Raw genomic sequence first — 20350 nt, 5'->3', positions numbered from 1 at the left:
GTCGCACCGGGCAGCTTCGGGCTGTCCTCAGCCACGGTTCGACGCAATCTTCGGGCCAAGGTCCTCGGCGCCCTCGGGCACGCCGGCCGTGCTCTCGGTCTCGTCCACCTGGATCTCCGCCTCGGCCCGGATCCAGTGGTCCTGCTCCTGGCCTTCCGGCCGGCCCAGCTGCTCCCAGATTTCGTAGGCTTTCTGCCGGATCCGGCTCTCTCGATCGTCGCTCATCTGCGTCTCCCATCCGAGTATTGGACCGATGTCCAATGATATGGTTGCTACATGTTCTCTATTCCCGCTGGAAAGTGTTAACGTTTTGTAAAATGTAGATCGTATGTCCGCTGATAAATTGTGCCAAACTTACATCCGGACTCACATCGAATATTGTCCGGCAAATAGTCCGCGCCGCCCGGAAGCTCCGCGAATTTTGCCGGTCCGTCCCCGGGGCGGGCGCACCAGAGGCTGCGCCATCCAAGTTTCGGGATCTCGGGAGGCCATCCGAACGGCGCGGTGCGCCCGCACGCATGGCCTCACCAGGACAATAGCGACGGCAAGATCGGGTTCCGCCGGCCGATGGGAAAATTCGGTGCCAATCCGGATGTGGGAAAATAGTCCTTCCAGGACCGGGATGGACTGCCCATAATCCCCGCAGGCGATGCCCGCTTGACGGGCGGAGCAAGAGATTGGTAACGTTCCCACACCCCATTCCATGGGGCAAAGGCCGGCTGCAGACAAAAAGCCGATCCAATGGGAGACCTCCTTGAACGGCAAGCGCGACCGCCAACCCACCATCATCGACGTCGCCCGCCTGTCCGGCGTGTCGAAGACGACGGTGGCGCGGGTGTTGTCCGGCATCGGCGCGGTGCATGCCGAGACCCGCCGGCGGGTGGAAGAGGCGGTCCAGCAATCCGGCTACGAGCGCAACCACCTGGCCTTCGGCCTGCGCACCGGCCGCAGCCGCACCCTGGGCCTGGTCATCCCCGACATCTCCAACCCGTTCTGGGCCGATCTCGCCCGCGGCGCCCAGGACAAGGCCGAGGCCGAGAAGCGGTCGCTGCTGATCTTCAGCTCCGACTGGGATGCGGAGCGTGAGCGCCGGCACCTGCAGGTGCTGCGCCAGGCCCGGGTCGACGGCATCATCCTCAACCCCGCCACCGACGACAGCGGGCTGCTGCGCCAGACCGAGGCGCCGGTCGTCGTCATCGGCTCCAGCGGCGAGCGCTTTCCCGAATACAGCAGCGTGCGCAGCGACGTCGCCCAGGGCGTGCGCCTGGCCCTCGACCACCTGATCGCCGCCGGGCACCGCCATATCGGGCTGGTCAACGGCCGCGACCGGCGGGTGGCGCGCACCCGTTTCGTCACCGAGGCACAGGCCCATTGGCAGCGCCACGGCTTCGACGCCTCGGCGCTGCCGATGGACGAGGGCGACTACACCGTCGAATCCGGCCAGGCGGCGATGACACGGCTGGTCGAGCGCGAGGGCGGCCGCATGACCGCGGTCTTCGCCGCCAACGACATGATGGCGGTCGGCGCCATCCTGGCCGCCCGGGCCGCCGGCCTGGCCTGCCCGCGCGACATCTCGATCATGGGCATGGACGGGGTCGAGGCCGGCAGCTTCACCGATCCCGGCCTGACCACGGTCGACAAGCCGCGCTACGACATGGGGGTGGAGGCGACCCGCCTGCTGCTGGCCGAGATCGACGGCGCCGGCGACACCGTGCGCACCGTGCTGCCCTGCCGGGTGGTCGAGCGCGCCTCGGTCGCCGCACCGCGCCGCAGCGTCAGCCCGGCGCGGAAGAAGAGCGCCTGACATGACCGGCATCGGCGACACCACCCCGACCTTGGCTACCGCCCATGGGAACGTTCCCAAGGTGACCAGGCCATCGGCCTTGCGCCGCGCCTGGCGTTGGCGCGGCTACTACCTGATGCTGCTGCCGGGCATCCTGTACTTCGTCGTCTTCCATTACCTGCCGATCTGGCAGACCAAGCTGGCGTTCCAGGACTACCGCATCATCGGCCCCAGCCTCTGGGTCGGGCTGAAGCATTTCCGCCTGCTGTTCGACAGCCCGGTGTTCACCCAGGTGCTGTGGAACACCGTGCTGATCAGCGCCATGAAGCTGGTGCTGCTGTTCCCGGTGCCGGTGATCGTGGCGCTGCTGGTGAACGAGGTGCAGGGCCGCCGCTACCGCCGCTTCGTCCAGTCGGCGATCTACCTGCCGCACTTCCTGTCCTGGATCGTCATCGCCGGCGTCTTCATCGCCGTGCTGTCGCCGATCGACGGCACGGTCAACGACCTGCTCGGCCTGGTCGGCATGGCGCCGATCCCGTTCATGACCTCGAGCGGCAGCATCCTCTGGGTCCTGGTGGTCTCCGAGATGTGGCGCAGCGCCGGGTGGGATTCGCTGCTGTTCCTGGCCGCGATCATGACCATCGACCCCGGGCTGTACGACGCGGCGACGATCGACGGCGCCGGGCGCTGGCAGAAGATCCGCCACGTCACCCTGCCGGCGCTGGTGCCGACCATGGCGACGGTGTTCATCCTCAACCTCGGCGGCTTCATGAGCGCCGGCTTCGACCAGGTGTTCAACTTCTCCAACGACGCGATCCGTGACCGGATCGACATCCTCGACACCTATGTCTACCGCATGGGGATCATCGGCGGCGAATACGCCTATGCCACCGCCGCCGGGCTGTTCAAGGGCGTGATCGGCATGGCCATGATCCTGGGCGCCCATCTCGTCTCCAAGCGCCTGACCGGCAAGGGGGTGTGGTGATGGCCTCCCGCATCCGCCGCACCCCGTTCGAGCGCATCGAATACGCCATCATCTGCTCGACCCTGCTGCTGATGGTGGTGGTGACGGTCCAGCCGATCCTGAACCTGCTAGCGGTCTCGCTGTCCGACGGCGCCAAGGTGCCGGGGATGAGCGGCCTCGCCATCCTGCCGGAGGGCTTCTCGCTCGACGTGTGGCGGGTGCTGCTGACCCATCCCCAGGTGCTGGCCGGGCTGGGCAACAGCCTGCTGATCACGGTCGCCGGCACCGTCATCAACGTGGTCGCCACCACGCTGATGGCCTGGGCCCTGTCGCGGCCGGGGCTGCCGGGGCGGCGGGCGATCCTGATCTTCATCCTGGTGACCGTGGTGTTCGACCCCGGCGTGGTGCCGGACTACCTGGTGATGAAGCAGATCGGCCTGCTCAACTCCTACTGGTCGGTCATCCTCTACCGCGGCGTCTTCGCCTGGTACCTGATCGTGCTGATCCGCTTCTTCGAGGAGATCCCGAAGGAATTGATCGAGGCGGCGGAGATGGAGGGCGCGTCGCCGCTGCAGACCCTGTGGTACGTGGTGGCGCCGCTGGCGCTGCCGGCGATCGCCACCATCACCCTGTTCTACACCGTGCTGCACTGGAACGAGTATTTCCGGGCGATGATCTACCTGAACGACCCCGGGAAATGGCCGCTGCAGGTGGTGCTGCGCCAGTTCGTGGTCGAAGGCGACAAGTCGCTGATGGTCGGCATCGACGCTATGAACAACTACACCGGCGGCAGCCAGATCGACCTGCGGGCGCTCAAGGCCGGGATGATCATCCTGACCCTGCTGCCGGTGCTGGCGATCTATCCGCTGATCCTGAAGTTCTTCACCAAGGGCACCATGAGCGGGGCGGTCAAGGGATGACCCACGCCATGGTCCACAAACAAGAAATCATGGAGGAATCGCGATGACCAAGACGCTTCTGGGACCCGCTCTGGCCCTGGTGTTCGCTGCTGCTCTCACCTCCGGGCCGTCGGCCTGGGCCGCCGACCCGGCCACGATCCGCATCGTCAGCAAGGACTTCACCAACTCGAACCCCGACGACGTCAAGCTGCTGGCGGCGATCGAGGCCGGCATGGCGGCGCAGGGCCATCCGGTGAAGCTGGAGCTGGTCGACCTGCCCCCCGGCGGCTATGCCGACAAGCTGTCGCTGATGCTGCTGTCGGGCGACATCCCGGACCTGATCTACTTCCAGGGCGGCGACCAGAAGATCGTCGAGCAGGGGCTGCTCGAGGATTGGCGCCCCTGGCTGGAGAAGGCGCCGCATCTTAAGCAGGCGCTGTGGGCCCACAACAAGCCGCGGCTCGAGAACTATCCCTATCTGATCTACCCATTCCCGGTGCGGGCCAAGGTCGGCGTGATCCGCCAGGATTGGCTGGAGAAGACCGGCCTGCCGGCGCCGCAGACGCTGGATGACTGGGAGGCGCTGTTCCGCAAGATCGTCGATTCCGATCTCGACGGCGACGGCAAGAAGGACACCTGGGGCATCACGGTGGCCACCATCCCGCCCGCCGGTGCGACCGACGAGTTGGACGAGATCTTCAACCAGGCCTTCGGCGTCACCGCCACTTGGATCAAGGATCCGTCGGGCCAGTGGATCAGTGCCCGCGTCTCGACCCAGGAACGCGACAAGATCGCCTTCTACCACAAGCTGTTTGCCGAAGGCCTGCTCGACCCCGACTTCATCACCACCAAATGGGACACCCGCGAGGACAAGTTCTACTCCGGCCGGGTCGGGGTGGTCCTCGGCGTGGTCGGCGTCAACATCGACATCTACCAGGGCAAGATGCGCCAGGTGCATCCGGGCGTGAACCTGGTGCCGCTGGACCCGCCGAAGGGCCCGGGCGGGCAAGGCCTGCGCGCCGTCGACGTCAGCCGGGAAAGCCGCGGCTTCGCCATGTCGGCCCTGTCCGAGCACAAGGACGATGTGGTGGCGCTGCTGGACTTCATGGCCAGCCCGCAAGGCCAGCAGATCGACCGCATGGGCTTCGAGGGCGAGGAATGGGTCAAGGACGGCGGCACCGTCAAGACCACCGACAAGATGAGCACCTGGTACCCGCGCTTCCTGATCGCCCAGCCGGAGGCCTGGACGCCGCCCGCGCCGCTGCTGTCGGCCCAGGCCGAGAAATCGATCGCCATCGCCCAGAAATTCTATTCGCCGGACGACAGCTTCGTCTTCCCCAGCGACTACACCGCCCAGCTCGATGCGCTGGAAAACATCTACCGCAGCTATGTCTGGAAGTTCGTGTCCGGCGAACTGCCGATGGAGAAGTGGGGCGACTACGTCGCCGACTGGAACGCCAATGGCGGCACCGCCGTCACCGAATATGCGAGGACCAAGCTGAATGGCACCAACTGACGCCGCGCTCTCGCTCAAGGGCCGGATCCGCGGGCTGCTGCATGGCGTCGCCTTCGGCGATGCCATGGGGGCGACGGTCGAGAAGCTGTCGGCCGCCGAGATCCGGCAGCGCTACGGCCGGGTGACCTCGCTCGACGTCGAATGGCACCGCATGGCCGAGCCGGAGGCGGGCCGCGGCGGCCGGATCCGCGGCCGCGGCATCATCACCGACGACACGCTGATGACGCTGTGCCTGATGGCGGTCTATGAGGAGGAGGGCCGCCATCTCGACGCCTGGGACATGGCCGGCGGCATGGTCCGCCAGATCGCCTGGACGCCGCGCTGGATCCCCGAGATGCAGCGCGAGACCATGCTGATCGAGCGGCTGTTCTATCCGGAGAAGTGGATCTTCCAGCGCCATCAGCTGGCCAATTGCGACCCGCGCGAGGGCGGCATCGGCAACATGGTCAATTGCGGCGCCGCCATGTACATCGCCCCGGTTGGGGTGGTGAACGCCTGCGACCCGCGGGGGGCCTATGACGAGGCCATCGACCTCGCCGCCGGCCACCAGCACAGCTATGGGCTGGAGGCGGCGGGGGTGCTGGCCGCCTGCGTCGCCGCCGCCATGGTGCCCGGCACCACCATCGAGGCGGTGGTCGAGGCGGCAATCGGCCTGGCCAAGGACGGCACCCGCGCCGCCATCGCCGACATCGCCGAGGCGGCGCACCGGCTGAAGCCGCATCGCGCCGACCACGCCCGGGTGACCGAGGAGTTCCAGGCGATCATCGGCCGCTACTCCAGCATGGGCGACGACGTCCACCGCCGGCCCGACAAGGCCGGGCTGCCGACCCACGACTACACCCCGTCGCGGCTGCGCGCGATCGAGGAGCTGCCGCTGGCGCTGGGCTTCTGCCTGGTCAATGGCGGCGACTTCCGCGCCTCGATCCTCGACGGCGTCAACTCCGGCCGCGACACCGATTCGATCGGCTGCATGGCCGGCGCCATCCTCGGCGCGATTCAGGGCGAGGCGGTGATCGACCCTGCCGACCGCGACCTGCTGGACCAGGCCAACCGCTTCGACCTGACGGCCGAGGCCGACCGCTTCCACGGCGCCGTCGCCGCCATCCTCGCCGCCGACCTCGACCGCAGCCGCGCCCGCGACGCCCAGCGCCTCGCGCTGGCCGTCGACCCCCATCCGCCGGCCCGCGCCGCCGCCGGCCGCTGACCAGACGAAAGCCCGGAATGCCCATCCCCACCGACACAATCGACCGCATCTATGCCGGCTTCCTCGGCAAGGCCATCGGCGTGCGCCTCGGCGCCCCGGTCGAACCGACGATCTGGACCTGGGACCGGATCGAGAAGACCTATGGCGAGATCACCGGCTATCTCCGCGACTTCAAGAACTTCGCCGCCGACGACGACACCAACGGGCCGATCTACTTCATCCGGGCGCTGCGCGATTTCGGCCTCGACCCGACACCTGAGGATGTCGGCCGCACCTGGCTGAACTACGCCGCCGAACAGCATGGCATGTTCTGGTGGGGCGGCTATGGCGTCTCGACCGAACACACCGCCTTCGCCAACCTGCAGGCCGGCATCCCGGCGCCGGACTCCGGCTCGATCGCCCGCAACGGTGCCGTGATCGCGGAACAGATCGGCGGCCAGATCTTCGTCGATTCCTGGGGCTGGGTGTGCCCGGGCGACCCAGCCCGCGCCGCCGACCTCGCCGCCCGCGCCGCCAGCGTCTCGCATGACGGCAACGGCCTGCACGGCGCCCGCTTCGTCGCCGCCGCCATCGCCCGGGCCTTCACGGCCAGGACGATCGAGGAGGTGGTGGAAGCCGGCCTCGCCACCATTCCGACCGGCAGCGAATACGCCCGCGTCGCCCGCGCTGTGCAGGCCATGCACCAGGCGCAGTCGGAGGATTGGCGCGCCTGCCGGCGGATGCTGGAGCTGGAGTTCGGCTATGACCGCTACCCCGGCGTCTGCCACATCATCCCGAATGCCGGCCTCTTGATCCTGTCCCTGCTCTACGGCCAGGGCGACCTGTCGCGCACGGTCGAGATCGCGACCATGGGCGGCTGGGACACCGACTGCAACGCCGGCAACGCCGGGGCCATCACCGGCACCCTGGCCGGCATCGCCGGTGTCGCCCCGCACTACCGCAAGCCGATCAACGACAGCATCGTCGCCTCCGGCGTCACCGGGTCGCTCAACATCGTCGACATCCCCAGCTTCTGCCGCGAGCTGGCGGTGCTGGCCCACCGCCTGGCGGGGCAGGAGCCGCCGGCGGACTGGGTCGCGGATATGGAGCGGCGGGGCGTCCGCTTCGACTTCGACCTGCCCGGGTCGACCCACGGCTTCCGCACCGCGCCGGACAACCGCATCGCCCTGTCCTGGTCGGACGAGCGCAAGGCCACCGGGCGGGGGTCGCTCTGCGCCCTGCTGGACCGGCTGGAGCGCGGCGACGGCGGCCGCATCTTCTGGAAGCCGTTCTACCGCCGCAGCGATTTCGACGACGAACGCTACCGCCCGATGTTCTCGCCGGTGGTGGCGACCGGGCAGCAGGCGGTGCTGCGCCTGTGGCTCGACCCGTGGGAGGGCGACGGCCATCTCCGCCTCGTGCCCTATGTCCGCCGCGCCATGAGCGGCATCATCGACGAGATCGGCGCCTGGACCCAGCCCGGGACCGGCGAGTGGCAGGAGCTGCGCTTCACCGTGCCGGAGACCGGCGGCGAGGCGATCGACGAGATCGGCTTCAAGGTCGAGTATTTCGGCCGGCTGAAGTTCCTCGGTCGGATCTTCGTCGACGAGTTCAGCGTCTCCGGCCCCGGCTCGGCCCGGCTCGACCCCGCGATCGCCGCCAATGAATGGGGTGGCATCACCGGCTGCAGCTGGAACCGCGGCATCTGGCGGGTCGAGGATGGCCGCATCCACGCCCTGACCGCGACCGATGCCGACCTGTGGACCGGCCACGCCTACGCCCGCGACCTCACGGTGACGGCGGCGGTGACGCCGCTGGCCGGCGAAAGCCACCTGGTCTGCGCCCGCGGCCAGGGCAACGAGCGCGGCTACGCCGCCGGCTTCGTCTCGGCCGGCGAGGTCGCGATCCTGCGCCGCGACTTCGGCGAGACCGTGCTGGCCCGCGCACCCTTCAAGCGCGATCTCGGCCGCAGCTACAGCCTGGCGCTGCAGGCGATGGGCGACCACTTGGTGCTGTCGGTCGACGGCACGCCGCTGCTGGAGGCCCGCGACGGCACCCTGGCCTATGGCATGGTCGGCCTGCGCATGGCCTCGGCCGGCCGCATGCAGGCCGGCGCGATCGAGATCGTGGAGACCGCCCATGGCTGATGCGCCGCGCCCTGCCCGGATCGTGCCCGACCACCAGGGCCCGCTGTCCGGCATCCGCGTGCTCGACCTGTCGCGCGTGGTCGCCGGCAACGCCCTGGGGCTGGAACTGGCGGATTTCGGCGCCGAGGTGATCAAGGTCGAGCCGCCGGGCGGCGACCCGCTGCGCGACTGGAAGGTGAAGGGCCACAGCCTCTATTGGAAGGAGCTGTCGCGCAACAAGCTGTCCTTGGTGCTCGACCTGCGCAAGCCGGAGGGCATGGCGGCGCTGGAGCGGCTGATCCCGACCGCCGATGTGCTGATCGAGAACTTCCGCCCGGGTGTGCTGGAGGAGATGGGGCTGGCGCCCGACCGGCTGCTGGCGATGGCGCCGGACCTGATCCTGGTGCGCATCTCCGGCTTCGGCCAGACCGGGCCGGCCAGCCGGCTGCCGGGCTTCGGCACGCTGGTCGAGGCGATGTCCGGCTTCGCCTCGCGCAACGGTTTCGCCGACCGCGAGCCGGTGCTACCGCCGCTGGCCCTGGCCGACATGATCGCCGGCCTGCACGGCGCCAAGGCGGTGCTGGCGGCGCTGCGGGCGCGCGACCGCGGCATGGCCCGCGGCCAGGTGATCGACCTGTCGCTGCTGGAGGCGATGTACGGGGTGCTGGGGCCGGAGGCCGGCAGTTGGGCCGTCACCGGCGAGGTCAAGGAACGCACCGGCAGCGCCTCGGGCAACAGCGCGCCGCGCAACGTCTACAAGACCCGTGACGGTCGCTGGATCGCCATGTCGGGGTCGACCGAGCGCATGGCCAAGCGGATCCTGCTGCTGGTCGGCGGCGACGCCCTGGCCCGCGATCCGCGCTTCGCCACCAACGCCGACCGGGTGCGCAACCGGGTGATGCTGGATGCCGTGATCGGCGAATGGATCGGCGCCCGCGACCGCGACGTGGCCCTGGCGACCTTCCGGGCCGAAGGCATCACCGTCGGCCCGGTGCACGACATCGCCGATTTCATGGATGACGACCATGTGATCGAGCGCGAGGTGGTGGTGGCGATCCCCGACCGCGACCTCGGCAGCGTGCCGGTGCACAATGTGCTGCCCCGGCTGTCGGCCACGCCGGGCGCCATCCGCCATGTCGCGCCGGAGGTCGGCGCCGACGCCGAGGCGGTGCTGCGCCAGGCCGGCTTCTCGACCCCGGAGATCGAGGCTCTGCGCGCGGCGGGGGCGCTGGGATGATTCCGGCCGGCTATGACGACCGGGTCTATGCCGGCTGGCTCGGCAAATGCATCGGCGTCCGCTTCGGCGCCCCGCTGGAGAACTGGACCGAGGCCCAGATCCGCCAGCATGTCGGCGCGCTGGAGTTTTATCTCAGCGAGGATGACGGTCGCTTCTTCAAGCCGGACGACGACACCGCCTTCTCGATGATGCTGGCCCGGATCTTCGATGATTGCGGCGCTTCGGCGGAGATCACGCCGCAGCAGGTGGCCGAGGGCTGGCTGAACCATCTGGCCGACCAGCAGGGCACGCTGTGGTGGGGCGGCTATGGCGTCGCCGCGATGCACACCGCCTATGTCAACCTCGCCGCCGGGATCCCGGCGCCGCTGTCGGGCTCGGCCTCGCTGAACGGCCGGCTGGTGGCGGAGGAGATCGGCGGCCAGATCTTCGCCGACATCTGGGGCCTGATGGCGCCGGGCCGCCCCGGCCTCGCCGCCGACCTGTCGGAGCGCGCGGCCAGCGTGTCCTGGGACGGCACGGCGTTGCACGGTGCCCGCTTCGTCGCCGCCATGGTCAGCGCCGCCTTCGCCGAGCGCGACCCGGCGGCGCTGATCCGTGCCGGGCTGGCGCAGATCCCGGCCGATGGCGACTACGCCGCCGTGGTCCGCGCCATGGTCGCGACGCATCGCCGGCACCCACAGGACTGGCGGGCGGCTTTCGCCGTGCTGCAGGCCGAATTCGGCTATGACCGCTATTTCGGCACCGTGCCGATCGTCCCCAACGCCGGCATCATCGTCCTGGCCCTGCTGTATGGCGGCGGCGATTTCAGCCGGGCGTTGCGCATCGCCGCCATGGCCGGCTGGGACACCGACTGCAACGCCGGCAATGTCGGCGCGGTGATGGGCGTCGCCGTCGGCACCGAGGGCATCGACCTCGCCTGGCGCCGCCCGCTCAACGACATCCTGATCAATGCCGGCCTGGTCGGCGGCCGCAACCTGATGACCGCGCCACAGGGTGCCGACCTGCTGTGCCGGCTCGGCCGCCGTCTGGCCGGCGCCGAGGGGGGGCCGCGGCGGCCGTGCCGCCATCTCCGCTACGCCGGCTCGATGGGCGGCTTCCAGGCCCGGGCGACCGGCGGGCTGGGCCGGCCGATCGAATGGCGGCGGTCGACCGAGGCCGACCCGGCCGGCGCGCTCTCGACCACGATCCGCAAGCTCGGCGGCACCGGCGAGGTCCGGCTGTCGACGCGCAGCTACATCAGGCCGTCGGAGCTCAGCGGCAATTTCTACGGCGCCAGCTTCTCGCCGCTGCTTCATCCCGGCCAGCGGGTGTCGGCGCGGCTGTGGATACCGCCCGATGCGCCGCCGTCGTTGCGCGCCGCCCTCTATGTCCGCGACGACAATCACGACCGGCACCACCAGGCCGAAGGCGCGCCGCTGCGGCCCGGCGAATGGCAGGATCTCGCCTTCGACATCCCGGCGCTGGCCGATGCCTGCCTGTCCGAGGTCGGCGTGGTGCTGCGCAACCTGGGCGGGACCTGGGAGGCGGGGTCGATGCAGCTGGCCTGGCTGGATTGGGACGGCGCGCCGCGCTTCTCCACCAGCTTCGCCCGGGAGCGGCCGGAGAGCGGCGGCATCAGCCAATGGACCCGGCTGCGCGGCGCCTGGCGGCTGGAGGACGGCGCCTATCACGGCAGTGGCCCGGGCCCGTCGGAAAGCTACACCGGCGACATCGACTGGCGGGACCTCACCGTATCCGTCACCCTGGTCCCGATCGCCGGGCCGGCTCATGCCGTGCTGGCTCGGGTGCAGGGCGCCCGCCGCAGCTACGCCCTGGCGCTGACCGATGACGGCCGCCTGACCCTGTTCCGCAAGCAGGGCGAGGCGCACCCGGTCCGATCCGTGCCCTTCGCCTGGACGCATGGCCGGTCCTACCGCCTGGACATCGCCGCCGCCGGTCCCACCCTGCGCTGCGCCGTCACCGGCGACGGCGATTCGGCCGGGTTCGACTGGACCGACGACCGGCCCCATATGACCGGGCAGATCGGGCTCGCCAACTGGGGCGGCGCCCACACCCGCTTCACTGCCGTGGAGGTCGGCTGAGCCGCCATGACCGAGACCCGATTCCGCCGCCTGCGCTCCCTTCTCTATGTTCCGGCCGACCGCGAGCGCTTCGTCGCTGGCGCGGCGGCGCGGGGGGCCGATGCCGTGATCCTCGACCTCGAGGACGGCGTCGCCGAATCCGCCAAGCCGGCGGCCCGCGCGGCCCTGGCCGCGGCGGTGCCGCTGGTCGGCGCGGCGGGGGCGCGGGTCTTGGTCCGCATCAACAGCTGCCTGGCCCATGCCGCGGAGGACATCGCCGCCGCGGTGCGGGCCGGCGCCGACGGCCTGCTGGTGCCCAAGACCGAGGACGGGCAATGGCTGCGCCTGATCGCCGACCGGCTCGACGAGCTGGAACGCGAGGCCGGGCGGCCCGAAGGCTGGACCCGGCTGATCCCGCTGGTCGAGACCCTGCGCGGCCTCGACCGTCGGGCCGAAATCGCCGCCGCCACGCCGCGCACCCTGGCCCTGGTCTGCGGCACCGAGGACCTGTCGGCCGAGATTGGTGCCGAGCCCGATTCCGCGGTGCTGCGGCTGGCGCAGCAGCAGGTGCTGTTGGCGGCGCGTGGCGCCGGGCTGCTGCCGCTGGGGCTGATGGGCTCGCTGGCCGGGATCGACGACCTCGATGCCCTGCGCCGCGCCGCGGAGGAGGCGGTGCGCCAGGGCTTCGAGGGCGCCAGCTGCATCCATCCGGCCCAGGTGGCGGTGCTGAACCAGGCCTTCACCCCGGATGCGGCGGCGGTCGACCGGGCCCGGCGCATCGTCGCGGCCTTGCTGCAGGGGCAGGGGACGGCCAAGGTCGACGGCCGCATGGTCGACGCCCCGGTCGTCGCCCGCGCCCGCCGGGTGCTGGCCCGCGCGGGGGTGGCGGAGACCGAAAGGGATTGAGCCGAATCGCGCAGCGCGATCTACTCGATAGGATAATTGTCCATAATCGGGGGGATCGACCATGCGTGCTGCGGCATTCGCCTGCACCATCTTTGCCTTGTTCGTGGCGGCCACGCCCGCCGTTGCGGCGCAGTCGCGCTGGTTTACCTATGATCCGGTCGAACTGGCCCAGGCGCGGGCGAAGATCGCGGCCGCCGATCCGCTCTACCAACCGTCCTATGTCGCGCTGCTGAAGAAGGCCGATGCGGCGTTGGCCAAGGCGAACCCGTCGGTCACCGCCAAGACGCTGACCCCGGCCTCCGGCAGCAAGCACGACTATTTCAGCTTCGGCCCCTATTGGTGGCCCAACCCGGACACGCCGAACGGGTTGCCCTACATCCGCCGCGACGGCCAGACCAACCCGGACAGCAAGACCGACGCCACCGACAGCGTGCGCCTGGCCAGTTTCAGCGGCGATGTCCGCAGCCTGGCGCTGGCCTACACCTTCACCCGCGACCCGAAATACGCGGTGAAGGCGGCCGAGATGCTGCGCGTGTGGTTCGTCGCGCCGGCGACGCGGATGAACCCGAACATGACCTATGCCCAGGCCATCCCCGGCATCGTCAACGGCCGCGGCATCGGCATCATCGACAGCCGCGCCTTCATCGACGTGATGGACGCGGTCGAGCTGATCCGCCCCAGCAACGCGCTGCGCGAGGTCGACTACCAGCTGATCAAGCTGTGGTACCGCATCTTCGACCTGTGGCTGCTGACCAGCGAGAACGGCTTCGAGGAAGGCAACTGGCACAACAACCATGGCACCTGGTACGACGCGCAGGTGGTGGCGTTCTCGCTGTTCACCGACCAGCCGGACCTGGCCAAGCGGCAGTTGAAGATCGCGGCGCTGCGCCGGGTTGCCGGCCAGTTCGACATGGATGGCCGCCAGGTGGCGGAGCTGGAGCGAACCCGGCCCTACCACTACAGCCAGTTCAACCTGCAGGCGTTCAGCAAGCTTGGCCGCTATTCCGAACTGGTCGATGCCGGGCTGACCAATGGCGACACCGACCCGACCGACCTCTGGCAGTTCAGCCTCGACAGCCACGGGTTGAAGGCGGGGTACGGCTTCGTCGCCGGCTACATCAACGCGGCCGGCAACCTCGATCCCTCCTGGCCGTATCCGGAGCTGACGCCGGGTGACGGCGTCGACGAGGCCCTGGGCAACCTGCTGGCCGCCGTCCGGGCCTACAAGGACCCGGCCCTCCGGCAGAAGGCCGCCATCCTGCTGGCCCGCTACCCCGGCCAGATCGATGCGCTGCTGCTGCCGCTGGAGTGAGCGGCCGCAGCAGCGCCCGGCCTCACGACACCGGCCGCTGCAGCTCCAGCCGGTCGCCGATGCGGCGCAGGCGCAGCTCCAGCGCCGGCTGGCCCGGGCCGCGCGGGACCGAGACCACGGCCTCCTGGCCCGGCGCCAGGGTGGAGACGAATCGGACGATGCCGCCCGGCTCCTCGGTCCCGGCCGTGACCACGGTCTCATAGCCGGTCGCCGCCGGCAGGTAGCTGACGCTGACATGCACCGCATCGAGCGTCGCGGTCAGGCCGACGCCGGGCGGGATCTCCTCCGCCGCGGCCGGGCGCAGGGCGAAGGCCCCGAGCAGCGCCGCGGCGGAGAGGATGCCGGCCGCACGGCCGAGCGTCGAAGGTCTCGCGGCGGATATCGCAGATGTCCTGGACATGATGGTTTCCTTGGATTGCATCGCCGGTCCGGGCACGCGCCGGGACCGGCGTTCTGTCTCTCTTTCTCAGTGGGTCAGACGGCGCTCTGGCCGCCATCGACCACCAGCGCCTGGCCGTTGACGTAGGAGGCCCGGTCCGACAGCAGGAACAGGGCGACCTGGGCCATCTCCTCCGCGTCCGCCAGCCGCCCCAGCGGGATGCCGTAGGCGAGGGGATGGGATTCGGTGCCGTCCGCATTCTTGACGATGCGGCCCGCCGTCATCTCGGTGCGGGTGATCGACGGATTGATCGAGTTCACGCGGATGCCGTGCGGCCCCAGCTCCACCGCCGCCGCCCGGGCCAGCGAGACGATGCCGCCCTTGCTGGCGCTGTAGATCGAGGTGCCGGGCTGGGCGATGCTGGCGAGCACCGAGCCGTTGAACAGGATCGCCCCGCCGCCGCCCTGCTTCTTCATCTGCGCGGCCTCGGCCTTCAGGGCGAAGAAATGGGCCTTGAGGTTGGTGTCGATCAGGCTGTCCCAACGGGCCTCGTCCAGCGTCTCGATCGGGCCGCCGCCGGAGATGCCGGCATTGTTGAAGGCGGCGTCCAGCCGCCCGAACCGCGCCACCACCTGGCCGACAATGCTGGGAATGGCGTCGATCTCTGTCAGATCGGCCTGGATGAAGATCGCCTCGCCGCCCGCGGCCGCGATCTCCGCCACCACCGCCTCGCCCTCGGCCGCGCGGCGCCCGGTCAGCGCCACCTTGGCGCCCTCGTGGGCGAACAGCACGGCGCTGGCGCGGCCGATGCCCGATGTCCCGCCGGTGACCAGCGCCACCTTGCCCTCTAGCAGTCCCATGATCGATCCTTATATGATAGACGTCATCTAACGGTGAATAGATGATGTTCGTCATATATTTTGCAAGAGGCGAAAATGGGCAGGGTCTCGCGGGACCGGGCGGCGGAGAACCGGGCGGCCGTGGTGGCGGCGGCCTCGGTCCTGTTCCGGCGCAAGGGGCTGGACGGGGTCGGCATCGCCGAGTTGATGGCCGGGGCCGGGCTGACCCATGGCGGGTTCTACCGCCAGTTCGGATCGAAGGACGGGCTCGCCGCCGAGGCCTGCGCCCACGCCTTCGCCAGCGCCGGGCAGGCCTGGGGCGCTGCAGGGGAAGGGGATGCCGCCGGCCGGCTGCGCCGCCTGGCGGAATTCTACTTCACGCCCAAGCCATCCGGATACGACTGCCCGATGGCGACCCTGGCCGGCGATGCCGCCCGCACCCCCACCGGCGGCCCGTTGCGCCGGGCCTTCACCGCCGGGCTGCGCCGGCTGGCCCACCTGGTCGCGGGCGAGAGGCCGGACGACAAGGCCCTGGCCGTGTTCGCCGCGATGGTGGGCGCCGCCGTGCTGCGGCGGGCGGGCGACGACCCGGCGCTGGCGCAGTCGATCGAAGCCGCCGTGCTGCGCCTGGCCGACGCGCCGTAGGGGCGGCGATCGATACCGGTGCGAAGTCACGTTGACGAAGGGATGCGATTGGATGCAGTGTGTATGAGACAGACCTGTCTCACCTCTGGTGAATTCCATGGCGTCCTCCGCCCAGATCGCCGCCGACAAGCGCCGGCACATTGTCGAAACCGCCTACGCGCTGTTCAAGCGCGCCGGCTATCACGCCACCGGCATCGACCGGATCATCGCCGAGGCGGAGGTGGCGAAGATGACGATGTATCGTCACTTCCCCGGCAAGGACGGCCTGATCGTCGAGGTTCTGCAATACCGGGCTGAACGGTTCGACGCCCAGCTCGACCGCCTGGCGGGCACTGCGGGGACGCCCGGGCAGAAGATCGGCACGATCCTCGACTGGTATGAGCGCTGGTTCCGCAGCCCGGATTTCCACGGCTGCCTGTTCGCGCATGCCCTGGCCGAGTTCGGCGATCCCGGACATCCGGTGTTCGCCGCCGTCGCCGAGCACAAGAACGGCTTCCGGCGGCGGCTGCGCCGCATTCTCGAACAGACCATGCCGGGCGATCGGGCCGAAGGCGTCGCCGCAGCCCTGTTCATGCTGCTCGAAGGGGCGACCCTGCTGGCCCAGATGGGGCAGGGGGACGACGCCATCCGCAGCGTGCGGCAGGCGGCTTCTGCCCTCATCGCCATGCCGGCGGGCGCCCCGTGAGCGCGGCGGTCATCGGCCTCGCGCTGTTCGCCGCGATGCTGCATGCGAGCTGGAACGCCGTCCTCCGCACCGGCGCCGACCGGCTGTGGACAGTCACCGTGATGAGCTTCGCGATGACGGCCATCGCCCTTCCGGTCGCCCTTGCCCTTCCCGGCCCGCCGCCCTCGGCCTGGCCGTACCTGATCCTCTCCTCCAGCCTCCAGGTCGGCTACAGCGTCTTCCTGGTCGCCGCCTACCGGTCCGGCGAGTTGGGGCAGGTCTATCCGATCGTCCGGGGCAGCGTGCCGCTGCTGGTGACGCTGGGCGGCTTCGTGCTGGCCGGCCAGCCCCTCTCCCCTGGCGCGGTCGCCGGTGTCGTGCTCGTGGCTCTCGGGATCATGAGCCTTTCCCTGGGCAAGGGGCGGGCGACGACGGGTTCGATCGTGCTGGCGCTGACCACGGGCCTGTTCATCGCCGGCTACACCACGGTCGATGCGATCGGCGTGCGCGAGGCCGGCAACCCGATCGTGTATGCGGCTTGGATCTCGTTGATCTACGGCGTGCTGCTGCCGGCCGCCTTCGCTCTGATCCGCGGCAAGCCGACTCTGGACCTGCGCTCGCCGGAGACCCTGAAGGCCCTGGCCGGCGGCGTGGTGTCGCTCCTGGCCTATGGTGCCGTGGTCGCGGCCTTCGCCCTCGGGCCGGTCGGACCGATCTCGGCACTGCGGGAAACCAGCGTCGTGTTCGCGGCCCTGATCGGCCGGCTTTTCCTCGGCGAGACCCTGACGCTCCGCCGCGTCGGCGCCTGCGCCGTCGTCGCCCTCGGCGCCATCTGCCTCGGCGCCTAGTTCAGAAAGTCGCCATGCTTGCGCACATGCTCGCCGAGGCCGAGCGTGTGCTCGCGCACCAGCCGGTCCGCCAGGTCGGCGTCGCGGGCCTCGAGCGCCGCGACGATCTTCTGGTGGTCGACCACCGAGCGCTGGGCCCGATGGTCCTGGCCGATCGTCACCCGGCGGATGCCGCGCATGTGGATGAACAGGTTGTCGGTGATGTCGACGATCATCTGGCAGCCGCTGATCCGGATGATCTGCTTGTGGAAGGCGATGTTGGCCTCGGAGTATTCGCTGACATGCTCCTCCGGGTCGCGGTCGCGGAACACGTCGACATAGTCGTGCAGCTTGCGGATCGCGGCGTCGCTGGCGACCTGGGTGGCCAGCCGCGCCGCCATGCCCTCCAGCGCCGCCCACACCGTGATCATCTCCAGGACCTCGGCCTTGGATTTGCGGATGACGAAAATGCCGCGGCGGGGGACGGAGCGGACGAAGCCCTCCTGCTCCAGCAGCGTCATCGCTTCGCGGATCGGGGTGCGGCTGACGCCCAGCATCTCGCTCAGCTGCCGCTCCTCCAGCTTGATCTCGGCCGTATGGCCGTAGATGTCCATCTCGGTGATGGCCTGCTTCAACGCCTTGTAGGCCTTGATCCGGAAGCTCGATTCGGTGTCGAGCGGCTTCACGTCGATCTGGGGAAAGCTCATCGGAGGCCCTTCTGTCGCCTGCGTGGCCGGCATTCCCTCCGGCTATAGCCCCGGGTGCGAGCCGCCACAAGTATACCGTGGACGAGAGTCCAGCGCAGCCCTTCTCCCTTGGATGCATTGACAGCAGGTATTTTGTATACCACCATGCCTTTCAGCCGGCTGCTCAGCGGCCTTTGACTCCAAAGAAATCGGGAGGAAGGCGCGGCCATGAAACTCTGCATCTATGGCGCCGGGGCCATCGGCGGCTATCTCGGCGTCCAGCTCCATCGTGCGGGGGTCGAGGTCAGCCTCGTCGCCCGCGGCCTGCATCTCGAGGCGATGCGCCAGAACGGCCTGACGCTGAAGATCGACGACGAGATCCGCACGGCCCGCATCCGCTGCACCGACAACCCGGCCGATCTCGGGCCGCAGGATTATGTCGTGATCAGCCTCAAGGCCCATTCGGTGCCGGGGGTGGTGGAGGCGATGCAGCCGCTGCTCGGGCCCGACACCGCCGTCGTCACCGCGGTGAACGGCCTGCCCTACTGGTACTTCTACCGGCATGGCGGCGAATACGAGAACCGCACCATCGAGACCGTCGATCCCGGCGCGCTGCAATGGAACCGCCTGGGGCCGCAGCGCGGCATCGGCTGCATCGTCTATCCGGCGACGGAGGTGGTGGCGCCCGGCGTGGTCGAGCACCATTACGGCGACAAGTTCCCGATCGGCGAGCCCGACGGCAGCCGGTCGGACCGCATCGTCGCGCTGCATGAGGCGATGCAGGCGGGCGGGCTGCAGGCGCCGATCCGCGACAACATCCGCGACGAGATCTGGCTGAAGCTGTGGGGCAACCTCTGCCTCAACCCGATCAGCGCGCTGACCCATGCCACGCTCGACATCATCACCGGCGATGCCGGCACCCGCGACGTCGCCCGGCGGATGATGGCCGAGGCGCAGGCGATCGGCGGCCGGCTGGGCGTGCATTTCCGGGTCGACATCGAACGCCGGCTCGACGGCGCCGGCGCGGTCGGCGCCCACCGCACCTCGATGCTGCAGGATCTCGAGCGCGGCCGGCCGATGGAGATCGACCCGCTGGTCACCGTGATCCAGGAACTCGGCCGCATGGTCGGGGTGCCGACCCCGACCGTCGACACCGTCCTGGCCCTGGTGCAGCAGCGCGCCGGCGTTGCCGGCCTCTACAGCCCCGCCGCGTCGGCCGTGGCCAAACCCGTGCCGGCGCTGGTGCCGGCCTGACCCGATCCCGAGCGGCCGCAAGAGCCGATTTCTCCAGGAGGAACCCAGCCATGAGAGCCGAAGACATTCTCCGCCAGAAGGACACGCGCATCATCATGATCCGCGTCGGCGAGACGGTGGCCACCGCCGTCGCGCTGATGACGAAGGAGGTGATCGGCGCGCTGGTGGTCAAGGAGGTGTGCCGCACCGAGGGCAATGTCGTGGTCGGGGTGTTCTCCGAACGCGACGTCGCCAAGGCGCTCGCCACCCATGGCGCCGCGGCGCTGACCATGCCGGTCTCGGCCTTCATGGGCCGCACGGTGATCAGCTGCGAGCCGCGCGACAGCATCGAGACGGTGCTGCGGCTGATGGACGAGAACCACATCCGGCACGTGCCGGTGATGGAGGATCACACCCTGGTCGGGGTGATCAGCGCCCGCGACCTGATCCGCCACTTCCTGCAGCAGGCCTCGCCGGCGCTGCAGGAGAAGGCAGCGGCCGTGATCCACGCCTGATTTCCGGTTCCACGGATTGCACCGCGGCGGCCTGATCGCTGCCGCGGGTGATCCTGTCTCTGGGCAAAATGCGGCGCCGCACTCCGGGCCGCGTGGGGGAGTTGCTGTCCATGCGGATAGGTGTGTTGCGGGAGCGGCGGGATGGGGAGCGCCGTGTGGCGGCGACGGCGGACAGCGTGAAGAAGCTGGTGGGCCTGGGCGCTACGGTGGTGGTGGAATCGGGCGCGGGTCTGGGCAGTGCGGTGACGGACGAGGCGTACCGGTCGGCGGGGGCCGAGGTGGTGCCGGACGCGGCGGCGGCGCTGGCGGGCGCGGATGTGGTGCTGAAGGTGCGGCGTCCGCTGCGGGCGGGGGAGGGCGAGCTGGACGAGCTGTCGCTGATCCCGCGCGGCGCGACGCTGATCGGCATCCTGGAGCCCTATGACGACGCGGAGAGCCTGACGGCCTATGCCGCGGGCGGGATCGAGAGCTTTGCCTTGGAGCTGGTGCCGCGGATCACGCGGGCGCAGTCGATGGACGTGCTGTCGAGCCAGGCGAACCTGGCGGGGTATCGGGCGGTGCTGGAGGCGGCGTCGG

At 69.8% G+C, this 20350-nt stretch carries 19 protein-coding genes and 1 pseudogene; 16 read left to right on the top strand and 4 right to left on the bottom strand.

Translation table 11 applies throughout. The features are described from left to right. Nucleotides 1-27: 27 nt before the first annotated feature. Entirely contained in the window at nt 28-225 is a 198-nt protein-coding gene (locus AB4112_RS09315; RefSeq protein WP_309800265.1) for a DUF2934 domain-containing protein, read from the bottom strand. 529 nt (nt 226-754) lie between these two features. Between AB4112_RS09315 and AB4112_RS09310 the strand changes: the two genes are divergently transcribed. The 10 genes from AB4112_RS09310 to AB4112_RS09265 all read left to right on the top strand — a co-directional run bounded on the left by AB4112_RS09310 (nt 755) and on the right by AB4112_RS09265 (nt 13986). Next, nucleotides 755-1804: a LacI family DNA-binding transcriptional regulator gene (locus AB4112_RS09310; protein WP_441718849.1), complete on the top strand. Its 1050-nt coding sequence runs from the start codon at nt 755-757 to the stop codon at nt 1802-1804. Nucleotide 1805: 1 nt separating this feature from the next. Further along, nucleotides 1806-2768: an ABC transporter permease gene (locus AB4112_RS09305; RefSeq protein WP_441718846.1), complete on the top strand. Its 963-nt coding sequence runs from the start codon at nt 1806-1808 to the stop codon at nt 2766-2768. Then, nucleotides 2768-3667, top strand: a complete 900-nt coding sequence (locus AB4112_RS09300) for a carbohydrate ABC transporter permease (protein WP_309800271.1) — start codon at nt 2768-2770, stop codon at nt 3665-3667. Before AB4112_RS09305 ends, AB4112_RS09300 begins: the two co-directional genes overlap by 1 nt. A 43-nt stretch (nt 3668-3710) precedes the next feature. Beyond that, nucleotides 3711-5162, top strand: coding sequence for an extracellular solute-binding protein (locus AB4112_RS09295; RefSeq protein WP_441718842.1), 1452 nt, complete (start codon nt 3711-3713; stop codon nt 5160-5162). Then, entirely contained in the window at nt 5149-6366 is a 1218-nt protein-coding gene (locus AB4112_RS09290; RefSeq protein WP_441718840.1) for an ADP-ribosylglycohydrolase family protein, read from the top strand. Before AB4112_RS09295 ends, AB4112_RS09290 begins: the two co-directional genes overlap by 14 nt. Before the next feature lie 17 nt (nt 6367-6383). After that, nucleotides 6384-8492, top strand: coding sequence for an ADP-ribosylglycohydrolase family protein (locus AB4112_RS09285; RefSeq protein ID WP_441718837.1), 2109 nt, complete (start codon nt 6384-6386; stop codon nt 8490-8492). After that, a complete protein-coding gene (locus AB4112_RS09280) occupies nt 8485-9708 on the top strand; it encodes a CaiB/BaiF CoA transferase family protein (RefSeq protein WP_309800278.1) in 1224 nt (407 codons plus the stop codon). The genes AB4112_RS09285 and AB4112_RS09280 overlap by 8 nt, the downstream gene beginning before the upstream one ends. Further along, entirely contained in the window at nt 9705-11789 is a 2085-nt protein-coding gene (locus tag AB4112_RS09275; protein ID WP_441718834.1) for an ADP-ribosylglycohydrolase family protein, read from the top strand. Before AB4112_RS09280 ends, AB4112_RS09275 begins: the two co-directional genes overlap by 4 nt. 6 nt (nt 11790-11795) lie before the next feature. Beyond that, the gene (locus AB4112_RS09270) at nt 11796-12674 is read left to right on the top strand and encodes an HpcH/HpaI aldolase/citrate lyase family protein (RefSeq protein WP_441718831.1); all 879 of its coding nucleotides are present in this window, start codon (nt 11796-11798) and stop codon (nt 12672-12674) included. Nucleotides 12675-12735: 61 nt separating this feature from the next. Beyond that, nucleotides 12736-13986 (top strand): alginate lyase family protein, encoded by a 1251-nt coding sequence (locus tag AB4112_RS09265; protein ID WP_309800283.1) that lies wholly within the window; start codon nt 12736-12738, stop codon nt 13984-13986. Nucleotides 13987-14008: 22 nt separating this feature from the next. Here the strand turns inward: AB4112_RS09265 and AB4112_RS09260 are convergent, their stop codons facing one another. Next, a complete protein-coding gene (locus AB4112_RS09260; RefSeq protein WP_309800285.1) occupies nt 14009-14386 on the bottom strand; it encodes a hypothetical protein in 378 nt (125 codons plus the stop codon). 74 nt (nt 14387-14460) lie between these two features. Next, the gene (locus tag AB4112_RS09255; RefSeq protein WP_309800287.1) at nt 14461-15225 is read right to left on the bottom strand and encodes an SDR family NAD(P)-dependent oxidoreductase; all 765 of its coding nucleotides are present in this window, start codon (nt 15223-15225) and stop codon (nt 14461-14463) included. A gap of 75 nt (nt 15226-15300) precedes the next feature. On the opposite strand from AB4112_RS09255, the gene AB4112_RS09250 reads away from it, so the two are divergent. The 3 genes from AB4112_RS09250 to AB4112_RS09240 all read left to right on the top strand — a co-directional run bounded on the left by AB4112_RS09250 (nt 15301) and on the right by AB4112_RS09240 (nt 17361). Then, nucleotides 15301-15849 (top strand): TetR/AcrR family transcriptional regulator, encoded by a 549-nt coding sequence (locus AB4112_RS09250; RefSeq protein WP_309800289.1) that lies wholly within the window; start codon nt 15301-15303, stop codon nt 15847-15849. Nucleotides 15850-15946: 97 nt separating this feature from the next. Then, complete coding sequence (locus tag AB4112_RS09245) at nt 15947-16534, top strand: TetR/AcrR family transcriptional regulator (protein WP_309800291.1); 588 nt, start codon at nt 15947-15949, stop codon at nt 16532-16534. Beyond that, complete coding sequence (locus AB4112_RS09240; RefSeq protein WP_309800293.1) at nt 16531-17361, top strand: DMT family transporter; 831 nt, start codon at nt 16531-16533, stop codon at nt 17359-17361. Before AB4112_RS09245 ends, AB4112_RS09240 begins: the two co-directional genes overlap by 4 nt. Here the strand turns inward: AB4112_RS09240 and AB4112_RS09235 are convergent. Next, nucleotides 17358-18047, bottom strand: coding sequence for a GntR family transcriptional regulator (locus tag AB4112_RS09235; protein WP_309800294.1), 690 nt, complete (start codon nt 18045-18047; stop codon nt 17358-17360). The two genes, AB4112_RS09240 and AB4112_RS09235, sit on opposite strands and share 4 nt — an antisense overlap. A 207-nt stretch (nt 18048-18254) precedes the next feature. Here AB4112_RS09235 and AB4112_RS09230 point away from each other — a divergent pair, with 207 nt between their 5' ends. The 3 genes and pseudogenes from AB4112_RS09230 to AB4112_RS09220 all read left to right on the top strand — a co-directional run. Then, nucleotides 18255-19280 carry a 2-dehydropantoate 2-reductase gene (locus AB4112_RS09230; protein WP_309800296.1) on the top strand — a complete coding sequence of 342 codons (1026 nt, stop codon included), beginning with the start codon at nt 18255-18257 and terminating at the stop codon, nt 19278-19280. 50 nt (nt 19281-19330) lie between these two features. Next, nucleotides 19331-19774, top strand: coding sequence for a CBS domain-containing protein (locus tag AB4112_RS09225; protein ID WP_309800298.1), 444 nt, complete (start codon nt 19331-19333; stop codon nt 19772-19774). A gap of 155 nt (nt 19775-19929) precedes the next feature. Further along, nucleotides 19930-20350 (top strand): annotated as a pseudogene (locus AB4112_RS09220) (NAD(P)(+) transhydrogenase (Re/Si-specific) subunit alpha); the annotation flags it as partial.

It is taken from the genome of Inquilinus sp. 2KB_23 (genome assembly GCF_052115705.1).
In the GTDB taxonomy this organism is placed as follows: Bacteria; Pseudomonadota; Alphaproteobacteria; order DSM-16000; family Inquilinaceae; genus Inquilinus; species Inquilinus ginsengisoli_A.
This window is presented reverse-complemented; position numbering and strand designations above follow the sequence as displayed.

What these genes read in the sequence shown, in the direction of transcription:
- AB4112_RS09230 (WP_309800296.1), top strand. Translation starts at nt 18,255, where the DNA reads ATGAAACTCTGCATCTATGGCGCCGGGGCCATCGGCGGCTATCTCGGC.
- AB4112_RS09260 (WP_309800285.1), bottom strand. Translation starts at nt 14,386, where the DNA reads ATGTCCAGGACATCTGCGATATCCGCCGCGAGACCTTCGACGCTCGGC.
- AB4112_RS09280 (WP_309800278.1), top strand. Translation starts at nt 8,485, where the DNA reads ATGGCTGATGCGCCGCGCCCTGCCCGGATCGTGCCCGACCACCAGGGC.
- AB4112_RS09285 (WP_441718837.1), top strand. Translation starts at nt 6,384, where the DNA reads ATGCCCATCCCCACCGACACAATCGACCGCATCTATGCCGGCTTCCTC.
- AB4112_RS09295 (WP_441718842.1), top strand. Translation starts at nt 3,711, where the DNA reads ATGACCAAGACGCTTCTGGGACCCGCTCTGGCCCTGGTGTTCGCTGCT.
- AB4112_RS09265 (WP_309800283.1), top strand. Translation starts at nt 12,736, where the DNA reads ATGCGTGCTGCGGCATTCGCCTGCACCATCTTTGCCTTGTTCGTGGCG.
- AB4112_RS09300 (WP_309800271.1), top strand. Translation starts at nt 2,768, where the DNA reads ATGGCCTCCCGCATCCGCCGCACCCCGTTCGAGCGCATCGAATACGCC.
- AB4112_RS09315 (WP_309800265.1), bottom strand. Translation starts at nt 225, where the DNA reads ATGAGCGACGATCGAGAGAGCCGGATCCGGCAGAAAGCCTACGAAATC.
- AB4112_RS09255 (WP_309800287.1), bottom strand. Translation starts at nt 15,225, where the DNA reads ATGGGACTGCTAGAGGGCAAGGTGGCGCTGGTCACCGGCGGGACATCG.
- AB4112_RS09290 (WP_441718840.1), top strand. Translation starts at nt 5,149, where the DNA reads ATGGCACCAACTGACGCCGCGCTCTCGCTCAAGGGCCGGATCCGCGGG.
- AB4112_RS09270 (WP_441718831.1), top strand. Translation starts at nt 11,796, where the DNA reads ATGACCGAGACCCGATTCCGCCGCCTGCGCTCCCTTCTCTATGTTCCG.
- AB4112_RS09235 (WP_309800294.1), bottom strand. Translation starts at nt 18,047, where the DNA reads ATGAGCTTTCCCCAGATCGACGTGAAGCCGCTCGACACCGAATCGAGC.
- AB4112_RS09245 (WP_309800291.1), top strand. Translation starts at nt 15,947, where the DNA reads ATGGCGTCCTCCGCCCAGATCGCCGCCGACAAGCGCCGGCACATTGTC.
- AB4112_RS09275 (WP_441718834.1), top strand. Translation starts at nt 9,705, where the DNA reads ATGATTCCGGCCGGCTATGACGACCGGGTCTATGCCGGCTGGCTCGGC.
- AB4112_RS09225 (WP_309800298.1), top strand. Translation starts at nt 19,331, where the DNA reads ATGAGAGCCGAAGACATTCTCCGCCAGAAGGACACGCGCATCATCATG.
- AB4112_RS09250 (WP_309800289.1), top strand. Translation starts at nt 15,301, where the DNA reads ATGGGCAGGGTCTCGCGGGACCGGGCGGCGGAGAACCGGGCGGCCGTG.
- AB4112_RS09305 (WP_441718846.1), top strand. Translation starts at nt 1,806, where the DNA reads ATGACCGGCATCGGCGACACCACCCCGACCTTGGCTACCGCCCATGGG.